This window comes from Parasphingorhabdus sp. DH2-15, from assembly GCF_051668705.1.
GTDB lineage: Bacteria > Pseudomonadota > Alphaproteobacteria > Sphingomonadales > Sphingomonadaceae > Alterisphingorhabdus.
This window is the reverse complement of the sequence record NZ_CP196351.1, coordinates 394,565-406,282: the sequence shown is the minus strand read 5'-3', so window position 1 is coordinate 406,282 and position 11,718 is coordinate 394,565. Positions and strand designations below refer to the sequence as shown.

Sequence of the window (11,718 nt, the reverse complement as noted above, 5' to 3'; positions counted from 1 at the left end):
TAGTCTCTAGATAAAAGAAAAATATCACACCCCATACCGTAAAGCCAAGCGATCTAATCCCCCCTACAGACAGCTTGCATTATAAAAGCTTATGGCTTCTTCGATCTTTTTATATTTCTTGGCAAAGCTTTTGACCGTTTTGGCATCGGCGGCGGTGCAGCCAGAGAACAAACGCTCCATCGCGCCGCGATAATTGGCTTTGGTGATGGCGGTCAGCTGGTCAGCGCGCTCATCATAGAGCAGATATTCTTTCTCGGTAATCTCGATTGAGCCCAGCGCATCGCCAAGCGCACGCCCAGCGCTGGTGCCTTCGGACAGGCTCTGGCTAACAGTGCGGCCATCTTTCAGGGCATCAATAACCCCTTGCCGGCCCAGCGCGCCGGACAGGCTGCCAATCGTACCGGCTGGCAGAAAATCAGACAGCGGCCGCGATGTACCCGCCGCAGGATTATACGATAGCCGCAGCGTTCCAGACACCAGCCGCTGCAAATAGGCGCCGTCATAGGGGTCAAAAACGCGCGGCCCCTTTTTGCGCTGCTGTGTGATCAGTGCGGCATCGCCCTCACCAATATAAATCGCGTCCGTCTCGCCCTCTGGAATAACCAAAGCAATGCGCTTCACGAAATTCCAATCGGCAGCGCGGTTCAATATCGCCACACGCCCCGTCAGCTTCGTGCCATCGCGCAGCAGCACCTCCCCATCATGAAATTTTGCCATGCCCCATATGCCAGGGTCATATGTGAAGATACCCGTTTTCTTGCTGCTGCACACACCGGCAAACACACAGCGCGTTTCGCCAATTGGCTGCGCATCGCCCGGCACACCGATGACATTCACTTTTTGCTTGGTAAAGGCGGCAGCGGGCGGCGACAAAATAAGGCCAAGCGCCATCACCATGGCCAGAAAGAATATGGCGGCAAATGGGACATGGCACCGTTGGGCGAAGCTGTTGGTCATAGGTCTGGCTTTCATGGTAGTGAGTTTACATATGCTGACGCATCATCCCGCAATGCGGGCCTGCATCTTTGCGATCACTTTATCGAGTTTCTTAGTCTCTTTCTTGCTTAAGGTGCCACCGCTTATTTCATAAGCAATTTTGCCATCCGCTAATGATAATTGCATGGTACGGAAAGTCTCTTTCGTGTCCGCAAGGGTGAGCGAATAGCCGGCTTGCAGCACCTCAATGTCATTTTCATCAGGCACAATATTCTGGCGCACACAGGCAAAGCCCACGACATTTTCAGGAATATCATCGCTCAGCATAGGTCCGTCAGGCGCGGTCAGCCGCAAAATGCTGAACCCAGGATTAGAGCTATAGGTGAATTTGCCATTCTCAGTCTTTTTGATCATGGAGCAATTAATATCGCGGTTCTCCGCCTGCGCCGCGCCGGGCAGCAACGCCGCCCCTGCCAAAAGCCCCGCCATCATTGTCTGTGTCAATGTGCGCATGGTCATCCCCTTCTCTCCGCTATTGGGCATTGTTTATAGGCCCTTATCCAAACTTTGTTTATACAAAATCAGACATGATGAAAATGATCAATCGGACATAGCCGCGTTCACTTGCCAAATATTGCATGGGCCGCCGTACCGGAGCTGGCCAGAAAACGCCCGCGCCGCCACACCAAAAGACATGTTCACCCCAGTCCGCGTGATCGAAAGCGTCCAGAATGACGGCACCATCATCTATGAACTGTTCAAAACCGGCACCCCCGAAGCGCCATCAGCCGAAATATCAGTAAAAGATGGCAAAGCAGAAATGCTGACCGAGCGGTGGGGGTATTAGAGGAAACGGATAGCTGCTTTTTGTGGGTTGGGAGTTTGGAGCGTCTGGCATGGGACAGACAGGAGTTATGTAGGAGCATGCGAGTAGTGTGTCTGACGAATTTGGGGCGTAGGAGCAGGTTTATCTCACTATTTGTTATAAAAATTAAAGCTCCAAAATACGTTTCAGAAAACTGATTGCTGCGTCTGTTTCAATTTCTATATCTCCGCTTTTTAGCAATCCTGCAACAGTCTCGCCTTCAAATTGAGTAACGCCCCTCGAATTCCGACCAGCCCAATGTCTCAATACCACCGTCTTGTCCAAAAGCTTTTTCTGAAAAATTGATACCAACGTAGTATGAGTGATTTTGGTCGGATCAATGCCTACAAAGTAAAAAAGAAAAACCGATCTATCGGTTGCCAGAAATTCTAACATTTTATCGAGATTATAAGCTTTTGGATTGGAATTCAAAACCATTATCTTTGTTTTAACATCGGTCTCGGTTTTGAATTCTGGAAAGTCGCGGGAGTAATCTCCTAACTGATTATCCGTACGAAATTCGGGGAGATTCTGCTCGCCATTCTTAAGCGCATCAATAATCTCCGTTCTAAGTTTTTCGTCTTCGCCGGCAATCAGGTACTCAATTATTCTCCCTCTCACATTCACATTTTCGATGAGCCCGGCAATCACGATCTCGTTCTTGAATTTTTCCACCTTGTCGTCGAGCTCATCTTTGAGCTCTGCGAAGCTTTCCGAGTACACAAATTTGTCTGCTCGCTTCGGTGATCCCAAAATTGTCAATATTTGATCATGACTCGGTTCGAATTTCTTGCCCGTTGGACTTATCGCATTGGTTTGTTCGACGAGCCTCGGTAAATTTTCTTCAAACCCCAATTCGGCATGAATGTTATAGAGAGATTCAAAGTTTGCAGGCTGATTTACAATTCCATCAAGTTCTCTAGTTATGTCTGAACCGTTAAAGCTCCCTCTGATGTTATTCACTCGAAGTTCTTGTGAGCTGTGACTTATTTTTTTCAGGAACGTAGTGTTTGCAAGAAACAAGAAATTTTTGGACGGAGTGACCAAACAAATAATAAATGGTCGATGGTCATATTTTTGCAAATTCGATAGAGATAAAACCGTATTGCTAAATGAAGAGCTGTTGGCTTTGCTAAAGCGTAAGCCAAAATCATCGTTGTAATATACAGATCTATCTCTTGTTAACGAGAAATTTTCCTGAACCAGTCCTGTCAGTTTTACTTTGTCATTGATTCCGTCGTATTCATGAATGAATTGAATGAGTTCGTCGAACTTAGATTTTCGCAAACAAATCTCCATCGGCTTTTGCTGAGACGGGATCATCCATTTTCAGCTTTGATTTGATTTGTAACGCTAGAGAATTACGCTCCCAAAAAACACCGTCATGATATCCCTGAATAGCAGTATCATTCTCAGCGCGACGCAGACGCTTTATAGCAAGCTGACAATAATATTTTTCACGTTCAATGCCCAAAAAATGTCTGCCGAGTTTTTTTGCAACAACGGCAGTAGTGCCTGATCCCAAAAAGGGATCGAAGACCAAGTCCTTCTCCTTAGAACTCGCCAAAATCAATTTTGCGATCAACTTTTCCGGCTTCTGTGTTGGATGATCGGTATTTTCAGGCATTGACCAAAATGGAATTGATATATCCGACCATAGGTTTGACGGAAAGGTAAGACGGAAGTTTCCAGATTTGGACTCATTCCAATCCTTTGGTACTCCTGCGCTATCTTTGTAAGGTGCGATCACCTTTTTCTTCAGCTTAACCGAATCAACATCGAAGTGGTAATCATCTGAAACTGTGCAGAACCAAATATCCTCAGAGCAGTTCTTCCAATTTGACTTAGCTCCACGACCTTTTTCACGTTCCCACGTTATCCGATTTCGAACAACAAACTCACGCTCTAATATCGGGTAAATGATATTCGACGTTTTCCAATCCGAGCACACATATATCGTCGCGGTATCCTTCAAACAACGCTTTAGCAAACGAATCCAATTTTCAAAGAGCTTTGAATACTGATCAGCACTTGAACTCCTAAATTTTGTACTGCCAAATTTTTTATCCAAATTGTAGGGCGGGTCGAGAACGAGCAAGTCGATAGAATTTTCAGGTACAAGTTCGATACAATTCTCAATATCTTGATGGATAATTTTATTCAAAATCTCACTGACAGCTGATGGCTGATCTAATTGAATCGCTTCACTCAGTAAATCATCTGCCTCGTGATCCTCGACTATGAGGGTTCGATTACGCGGGGCACGTTTCTTGGTCATATTACGTTCTTTTTATATTCGGAATACTAGTGGTCGAGTAACCCTACACCTCATCCTCGGGCAAATACAACCGTTCGCCCTTATCCTTATAGACCTTCGCCATCTCCCTCATCCCTTGCTCGGCGGCTTTGCGGCTGGCTTCGGCGGTTTCGCTGCCTAGTTTTTCACTGGCTATGAAGCCTTCCGCGCTTTGGTTTTGTTTGCTGGCGAAATCGCGCACTTCTTGGCTGATTTTCATGCTGCAGAATTTCGGCCCGCACATGGAGCAGAAATGCGCGGTTTTGGCGCCTTCTGCGGGCAGGGTTTGGTCGTGATATTCTTCGGCTGTGTCAGGGTCCAGCGACAGGTTAAACTGGTCGCGCCAGCGGAATTCAAAGCGCGCTTTTGACAGCGCATCATCGCGCACCTGTGCCGCCGGATGGCCCTTGGCAAGGTCGGCCGCATGGGCCGCCAGCTTATAGGTCACCACGCCCACTTTTACGTCATCACGATCGGGCAGGCCCAAATGCTCTTTGGGCGTGACATAGCAGAGCATGGCGGTGCCATACCAACCGATTTGCGCCGCGCCAATGCCGCTGGTGATATGGTCATAACCCGGCGCGATATCGGTTGTGAGGGGGCCGAGCGTATAAAAAGGCGCTTCGCCGCAGACTTGCAGCTGCTTTTCCATATTCTCTTTAATCTTATGCATCGGCACATGGCCGGGGCCTTCAATCATCACCTGCACATCAGATTTCCACGCGCGGTGGGTCAGCTCGCCCAGCGTGTATAGCTCGCTAAATTGCGCTTCATCATTGGCATCGGCAATGCTGCCTGGGCGCAGACCATCGCCCAGAGAATAGGCGATGTCATAGGCCTTCATAATCTCTGTAATGTCGTCAAAATGCTCGTACAGGAAGGATTCTTTATGGTGCGCCAGACACCATTTCGCCATGATGGAGCCACCGCGCGAGACAATGCCGGTCACGCGCTTGGCCGCCATCGGCACATAGGGCAGGCGCACACCGGCATGGATGGTGAAATAGTCAACGCCCTGCTCTGCCTGTTCGATCAGCGTATCGCGGAACACTTCCCAGGTCAGGTCTTCCGCCACGCCGCCCACTTTTTCCAGCGCCTGATAAATCGGCACGGTGCCGATGGGCACAGGGCTGTTGCGGATGATCCATTCACGCGTATCGTGAATATTGCGGCCGGTGCTGAGGTCCATCACCGTGTCACCGCCCCAGCGGATGGACCAGACCATTTTGTCCACCTCCGCAGCCACATCAGACGCCACCGCGCTGTTGCCGATATTGGCGTTGATCTTGACCAGAAAATTGCGGCCAATCGCCATGGGTTCGGATTCCGGGTGGTTGATATTATTGGGGATGATCGCGCGGCCACGGGCAATCTCATCACGCACAAATTCGGGCGTGACATAGTCGGGGATGGCGGCGCCAAAGCTCTCACCATCGCGGATATATTCTTTCAAACGGTCACGGCCCAGATTTTCCCGCTCCGCCACATATTCCATTTCCGGCGTGATGATGCCGCGCCTTGCATAATGCATCTGGCTGACATTCATACCCGGCTTAGCGCGCAACACTTTCTGGCGCACACGCGGAAATGGCGCAACGCCGCCAGAACGGTCCGGCCCTAACTGGCCATTATCTTCGGGCTTTACCTCACGCTGAGCGACCTCTTCCACATCACCGCGATCTCTGATCCAGTCACGGCGCAATTCGGGCAGGCCAGCAGCAATATCAATTTCGGCATTGGGGTCGGTATAAGGGCCGGATGTATCATAAACGCGCACAGAAGGCTCTCCGCCCTCCAGATCAATTTCGCGCATGGCCACTCGGATGCCGCTGCCCGATTTGGCAGCAATATGTACCTTTCGGCTGCCGCGTATCGGGCCAGTGGTGACCCCTATGGGCGCGGCATTGTCTTTTTCGGTGCGGGCATTGATATCGGCCATAAGTCTCTCCATTCGGCATCGGGAAAGAGGCGGCGCGTTTGGTTTGGGCCACTCCCTCCCTCCGCCTGCTTCAACAGGATCAGGTTCAGCGGGTCGAATGGCGCTACCCATTCCTCTCAGTCAGCATGACTCCCCGGGGATGGTCCCTGTCTACGCCGCTATGGCCGCGCTGGCAATGGTTTAGGTGATGGTTTTGTTGGGACGTTTGTGACGGCAGTCTTTGCCAGCAATACGCTCAAGCCACTACCCCAATATATGCCATAGGCCATAGCCGCACATGGCCAGCCCCAACACCATGGTGAAACCAGCCACCATACGCGATGACATGTTCATCAACCAACTGGCAAAGCGGCCAAAATAATCGGGTATGGCGATAAATACCAAACCTTCCACCACAATCCACGCGCCCATGATGATCAGGATTTTGTTGATGATCGGCCCATCATCACCGCCCATGATAAACAGCGTGAAAGCACCAATGACCATGCACAACATGCCAGTCAAAAAGGGCAATGCGGTGGACGCCGTGATATTCTCTATCATGCGCAGCCATAGCCCCGGCAAGCGCAGTTCACCCAGACCCGCGGCAAAGCTGTACAGCCCGTAAAATAGCAAGACCCAGCCCGCCATTATATTACCGTCAGGCATGCATATTTCCCTTCACCATCGCTTTGCTAACAGCAGTATCATTAGCAGGTGGGTAGTGAATTTGGCAAATAGCGCAGTCAAGCCAGCTATTAGAAACCGCTACATTAAGACCCCAGTCTTTTTACATTATGATACGCCAAAGATTAGAAACTCTTTAGTTTTTTCCCATAACACTAGTCTCTGTCGAGCAATAAACGCTCGGCAATAGGGGAAATGGTAGACATATAATGGCGGACTTAGAACGCATCGCACCTGATCGTGAAGAAGTGAGTCACCGCGTATTGGAAAATTTCCGATATGCAATGAACGCTTCTATTGCCGGTGTGTTCAACGCAGTCGTCGCTTTCGTTGCATTATTACCTACCTCACTTCAAGCGCCATTTATATTCTGGATGATTGCTGTTCTTATTGGTGCGGCTATGCGTATCATTCTCATCCGCAAATCAGACGCTATCAGCAAAAACGCGCAAGGTTGGAACATGCGCAAAAGCTACATCGAATGGATAGCTTTTTTTAACGGCAGCGTTTGGGGCGTAGGAATCTTGTTATTGCCAGCATATGGCGGTCAGGCCGGGCTTTGGCTGGCCGTATTGCTTGGCAGTGGAATGATGGGTGCATCGGTCACTATATATACCTCATTGGCCCGTGCATCGATTTGCTTTCTCTCGCCACTCGCCCTCGCCTGCATCATCATGCTTTGGAATACACCAGAAGTTCCGATAATCTCAGCTAGTTTACTGCTTTTTTGCTACTATCTGCTTTTGGTCAAAGGCTCTTTGGATCGTGAAACACGGTTCATTCAAAGAATAAAAGCTCAAGAAAATGTACGCGAGTCTGCTGCTACTGTAAAATTATTGCTCAACGACTTTGAAGCACAAACATCAGATTGGCTCTGGCAAGTTGATGAGGATGGCAACGTGCAAGGCGCATCACACCGATTTACAGAAGCCTCTGGCCTTAATGAGAGCCTGTTAAACCAATATCCTATTGTCGATCTGTTCAAGGACAGCCCTGAACGGAAGCAGTTGCAAGATCATATTCGCGACCATCATGGCTTTCGTAATCTGACATTACAAATGACTGTCGATGGTTCACCGCATTGGTGGACACTCAGCGCTCAGCCGATGGAAAATGGCGGCATGCGCGGTGTAGCATCGGATGTTACAGCGCAGAAACGCGCAGAAGCGCGCGTGAGCTATATGGCCCATTATGACGGATTGACCGATCTGGCCAACCGCTTCCTTTTTAACGACACATTGCAGCATCATCTGAACCGTTTGCACGAAGACGAGCAATTGGCTGTAATCTATCTTGATCTTGATCGCTTCAAATCCGTCAATGATTCACTGGGCCATACTGTTGGCGACAAATTATTATGTGTTGCTGCCAGACGTCTCGAAAAATGTCTGCTTGAAGATGATATGGTCGCTCGGCTTGGCGGCGACGAATTTGCTATTCTGCTGAGAGGGCAAAATCTTCAGCAACGTACCCATACAGTTTGTACCGATATCATTGAGGTCCTGAGAGAACCGGCACAGATTGAAGGCTTACAAGTCGTAACATCGGCCAGCTTGGGCATCGCATATTCCGAAGGGCGTGACACCGATTCAACCGATATGATGAAACGCGCCGACCTTGCGCTTTATGCTGCAAAAGCAGCGGGCCGTGATCGCCTTGCAGAATTTGAAGAAGGCATGGATAAAGCCGCAGAAGAACGGTTGAACATGGAAATAGCTTTGCGTGTTGCATTGGCTGAAAACCAGTTTGAGATATTTTATCAGCCATTGATCGATATTGCGACGGGGGATTCAGTCGCTTACGAAGCATTGATCCGCTGGACCCATCCTGAACATGGTCTGATTAAGCCTGATGAGTTCATCCCACTTGCCGAAGAAACAGGTTTGATTGTGCCCATTGGCGAGTGGGTAATTCGCAATGTGTGTGATGAAATTGCAAACTGGCCAGAGCATATCTGTGTATCAGTTAATCTGTCCCCCGCTCAAATGCTGAGTCCCAATCTTATCTCGTGCATTATCGGCGCTATTGCGCACGCAGATATAGACCCTGCGCGGCTTGAACTTGAGATTACTGAAAATGTCTTTTTGAACAATAGCGAGACCAATTTGGCTATACTACACAGTCTGCGCAAATTTGGTGTGCGAATAGCATTGGATGATTTTGGAACCGGCTATAGTTCGCTCAATTATTTACGGTCCTTCCCCTTTGACAAAATCAAGATTGATCGCAGCTTCATCAGCGACATTAATGAGAATGATGATTGCAAGGCTATTGTGCGGGCCGTAACCGGACTGGCAACCAGTCTGGGTATGGAAACAACCGCTGAGGGTGTCGAGCAGCATGCCCAACTCGAAACTCTGCGTTCAGAGGGCTGTACCCAAGCGCAAGGCTATTTGTTTGCGCATCCTGAACGTTCCAAAGAATTCACCAATTTGCGTCCGAAGACGGTGGATATACCCACCGCAAAACTACCCCATGTTCACAAATTTGAACCCAAAAAACTGACCGGCAATGGCGGGGGACAAAAGGATGAAGAATCTATCAGATCAACGGCGCAATGACGCTGGTGACAAGGCTTTTCAAGAGCCCAATAATCATACTCATATTATCACCTGAGACAGGTTTATTCTAAAAACCTTATGTGCTTAGCCGTTTCTCAATCGGCACATAATCAACATCATAACCAAAATAGCGCGGCGCAAATACATCCAGCCCGGCTGGTTTGCGCCATAATGGATCGCATTTATAGCCGAGCACGGCGACCTCTTGTCCCACTGTGAAATCGGGGTTGTTAATGCCTTCATAGGTCTGCGTATCCACCACCGTAATAAGGTCTGGGCACGTCGCCACCACCTTACCATCGCGCCGTGCGACCAGATGCTCATTTTTATAATCAACCAGCATTTCCTGACCGGTAAATTCACCCACGCCGCTGAGCAGCAAATCACCAACCAGAAAGCCGTCCTTATCTTCCCAATCAAAACGCATCACATTGCCGCGAAACAGATGATATCCGGCATTTTGCGCGCGCGCTGCCTCTATCGGATCAGCTCCAGATGTTTGCGCCAGACGCACCGCTTCACCAATTTTGCGCGCCAAGGTGAAGCTATCCTTCACCAAAGCGCCATCTGATTTGGCAATTTTGCCCGTGATCGGTGCATCAGCAACGCCAATTTCTCGGCTGACAACAGCTAACGCACGGAACAAATCTTCCTCACGCGACGGGTCTTGCAGACCAGTTAAAACCACTTCATCGCCAAAGGGTGTTACGCCCGCAGCTGGGGTGAGCGGGTGGCCAGCGACACGCACCGAGTGCTGGTTAATCTCTGGTGTTGCGCGCCCCACAGTGTCTGCATCAAGCGCAGGGACACCCAATCGCGCCGCGGTTGACAGGCCTTCGGCCATACTAAGTGGTCCAATTTCCCCCAATATGACCGCAGCGAATTGCGTATCAAGATGTTTTTCCAGCAGACTAAAAGCGGCAAATGTTGGCACTTTTACTGGCTTTTCAATCGCTTCTAACTTGGCCAAAATCTCTTCGCCAGGCGGTGCAAGTGATGCCAGCGAATAGGGGCTGGATACGCGTTCATCATCCTCCAGCTCGCTGATGCTGAGCAAGCGGAAAACCTGTCCCGCCTCCAAATCACCCGCAATAAGTTCGCGCGCAAGCTTGAGACTGCCGCCGCCCCCGCACCCTAGATAGCTGCTGCCGACCAGCGCATCTTCCAGCATTTGCGCTGTCAACAAGCTCCCGCGATCATTGCTGCGCGATTCTTTAGCGGCTGCGCCATTGCTTTGCCCGCCGGCATCATCAACCCGTTTGCAGGATGCGAGCGCGCCAAGCCCGCCAATCGCCACTGCGCCTGCCATAAAATGTCGTCTTGCCAGCATGATAGCCCCCTTTGCTTTGCGTCATGATGGAAAGAAAGGGGGCATAATGCAATAGATGCCATCACGCATTACAGTAAAGTGCAAAGGCGGCTATAATTTTGGCAGTTAAACAATATGTTAAAAAGTATAGCCCAACCCCAGAGCTCCGATGAACTGATTGGCATCGCCGCGAATGGACGTGATTGGTGTCGCTGCAGCACTTTCACGCAGGCGCGAATAGCCGCCGAGTACGAAAATCGCAAAACCACCATCAAGAGCATTCCCGCTCAAATCAAAGCCTGCAAAACCAGTCAGTGACACTGATTTAAAACCGCTTCTGCCATCAAATTCAGGCAGACCACTGGCTAGAGCGCCAGCAGCATCCACGCCATAATAGAAATCAGCATAATTGCCATCGACCCAATCGGCAGACGCAGTGAGCGAGACGATAACGAAATTATCAATCGGCCGAGAATAGCTAATAGAAGGGGTGATGATAAAACCGGAATGCGCGCCAGCGACATCATAAGCAATATTGGTTTGAAAGGTCAGATTATCAAATTTGGTTGTGATGCCGTTAAGCCGCACGCCAAATTGCCCACCAATTTCTACCGCCGCATCCAAATCGCCTAGTGCCTCGACAACGGGGTCGTTAATCTGGCTTTGGATGACACGGTTCAAATTGATGCGCACCAAGGGCCCGGCAATAATTTCGGTGCCAGATAGCGGTTGATCTTTCACCAGATCGAGCGCGAGACCGGGGCCGCCCGGTGTTGAGAATTGAATGCCGCCAACGCTGCCGCGCACTTGCGGCGCAGGAAATAATGTATAATTATCAGAGCCTTCATAAGTCGGTATCAGGCCCAAACCAGCACCAATGGTGATATTGTCACGCGCGAAAACTGAATTTGCCAAAGCGGCCAATTGCGCAAACTCTTCAGGCGTAAGCTGCCCTTCCGGCGTTTCCTGATTTTGCTGTTCATTGTCTGAGGTGAAAAGCGCAGCTTGACCATTTCCAGAGAGGTCAATCCGATCCTTATCCCTAACTAAGGCACAGCTAGGCTGCGCAGCAAATGAAGAAAATGCTAAAAAAAGTGCTGTACAAAAAAGGGATGAAAATTTCACAGGTTTAATCCTATATATTAT

10 protein-coding genes and 1 riboswitch are annotated in these 11,718 nt (G+C 49.6%); of the genes, 2 read left to right on the top strand and 8 right to left on the bottom strand.

The genetic code is table 11. The annotated features are described in order from the left end of the window. Positions 1 to 63 precede the first annotated feature (63 nt). On the bottom strand, positions 64 to 957 hold the full coding sequence (locus ACR9YC_RS01905; RefSeq protein WP_438729160.1) for a hypothetical protein: 894 nt from the start codon (positions 955 to 957) through the stop codon (positions 64 to 66). Positions 958 to 999: 42 nt separating this feature from the next. Then, positions 1,000 to 1,449 carry a hypothetical protein gene (locus tag ACR9YC_RS01900; protein WP_438729158.1) on the bottom strand — a complete coding sequence of 150 codons (450 nt, stop codon included), beginning with the start codon at positions 1,447 to 1,449 and terminating at the stop codon, positions 1,000 to 1,002. 181 nt (positions 1,450 to 1,630) lie between these two features. Here ACR9YC_RS01900 and ACR9YC_RS01895 point away from each other — a divergent pair, with 181 nt between their 5' ends. After that, on the top strand, positions 1,631 to 1,783 hold the full coding sequence (locus ACR9YC_RS01895) for a hypothetical protein (protein ID WP_438729156.1): 153 nt from the start codon (positions 1,631 to 1,633) through the stop codon (positions 1,781 to 1,783). 144 nt (positions 1,784 to 1,927) lie between these two features. On the opposite strand, the gene ACR9YC_RS01890 is transcribed toward ACR9YC_RS01895, so the two are convergent. The 4 genes from ACR9YC_RS01890 to ACR9YC_RS01875 all read right to left on the bottom strand — a co-directional run bounded on the left by ACR9YC_RS01890 (position 1,928) and on the right by ACR9YC_RS01875 (position 6,684). Next, positions 1,928 to 3,124: a hypothetical protein gene (locus ACR9YC_RS01890; RefSeq protein ID WP_438729154.1), complete on the bottom strand. Its 1,197-nt coding sequence runs from the start codon at positions 3,122 to 3,124 to the stop codon at positions 1,928 to 1,930. Then, a complete protein-coding gene (locus ACR9YC_RS01885) occupies positions 3,075 to 4,079 on the bottom strand; it encodes a DNA-methyltransferase (RefSeq protein WP_438729152.1) in 1,005 nt (334 codons plus the stop codon). Before ACR9YC_RS01885 ends, ACR9YC_RS01890 begins: the two co-directional genes overlap by 50 nt. A 43-nt stretch (positions 4,080 to 4,122) precedes the next feature. Further along, positions 4,123 to 6,036 carry a phosphomethylpyrimidine synthase ThiC gene (gene thiC, locus ACR9YC_RS01880; RefSeq protein ID WP_438729150.1) on the bottom strand — a complete coding sequence of 638 codons (1,914 nt, stop codon included), beginning with the start codon at positions 6,034 to 6,036 and terminating at the stop codon, positions 4,123 to 4,125. 39 nt (positions 6,037 to 6,075) lie between these two features. After that, positions 6,076 to 6,182, bottom strand: a riboswitch (TPP riboswitch). A 97-nt stretch (positions 6,183 to 6,279) separates the two neighbouring features. After that, positions 6,280 to 6,684: a hypothetical protein gene (locus ACR9YC_RS01875; RefSeq protein WP_438729148.1), complete on the bottom strand. Its 405-nt coding sequence runs from the start codon at positions 6,682 to 6,684 to the stop codon at positions 6,280 to 6,282. A 227-nt stretch (positions 6,685 to 6,911) separates the two neighbouring features. Here ACR9YC_RS01875 and ACR9YC_RS01870 point away from each other — a divergent pair, with 227 nt between their 5' ends. Then, positions 6,912 to 9,263: an EAL domain-containing protein gene (locus ACR9YC_RS01870; RefSeq protein WP_438729146.1), complete on the top strand. Its 2,352-nt coding sequence runs from the start codon at positions 6,912 to 6,914 to the stop codon at positions 9,261 to 9,263. Positions 9,264 to 9,339: 76 nt separating this feature from the next. Here the strand turns inward: ACR9YC_RS01870 and ACR9YC_RS01865 are convergent, their stop codons facing one another. Next, entirely contained in the window at positions 9,340 to 10,593 is a 1,254-nt protein-coding gene (locus ACR9YC_RS01865; protein ID WP_438729144.1) for a DUF917 domain-containing protein, read from the bottom strand. Between the two features lie 117 nt (positions 10,594 to 10,710). Then, complete coding sequence (locus ACR9YC_RS01860) at positions 10,711 to 11,697, bottom strand: MipA/OmpV family protein (protein WP_438729142.1); 987 nt, start codon at positions 11,695 to 11,697, stop codon at positions 10,711 to 10,713. Positions 11,698 to 11,718 lie beyond the last annotated feature (21 nt).

Coding starts and splice junctions, on each gene's coding strand:
- ACR9YC_RS01905 (WP_438729160.1), bottom strand. CDS start 957: ATGACCAACAGCTTCGCCCAACGGTGCCATGTCCCATTTGCCGCCATA.
- ACR9YC_RS01875 (WP_438729148.1), bottom strand. CDS start 6,684: ATGCCTGACGGTAATATAATGGCGGGCTGGGTCTTGCTATTTTACGGG.
- ACR9YC_RS01885 (WP_438729152.1), bottom strand. CDS start 4,079: ATGACCAAGAAACGTGCCCCGCGTAATCGAACCCTCATAGTCGAGGAT.
- ACR9YC_RS01865 (WP_438729144.1), bottom strand. CDS start 10,593: ATGCTGGCAAGACGACATTTTATGGCAGGCGCAGTGGCGATTGGCGGG.
- ACR9YC_RS01895 (WP_438729156.1), top strand. CDS start 1,631: ATGTTCACCCCAGTCCGCGTGATCGAAAGCGTCCAGAATGACGGCACC.
- thiC (WP_438729150.1), bottom strand. CDS start 6,036: ATGGCCGATATCAATGCCCGCACCGAAAAAGACAATGCCGCGCCCATA.
- ACR9YC_RS01900 (WP_438729158.1), bottom strand. CDS start 1,449: ATGCGCACATTGACACAGACAATGATGGCGGGGCTTTTGGCAGGGGCG.
- ACR9YC_RS01870 (WP_438729146.1), top strand. CDS start 6,912: ATGGCGGACTTAGAACGCATCGCACCTGATCGTGAAGAAGTGAGTCAC.
- ACR9YC_RS01890 (WP_438729154.1), bottom strand. CDS start 3,124: ATGATCCCGTCTCAGCAAAAGCCGATGGAGATTTGTTTGCGAAAATCT.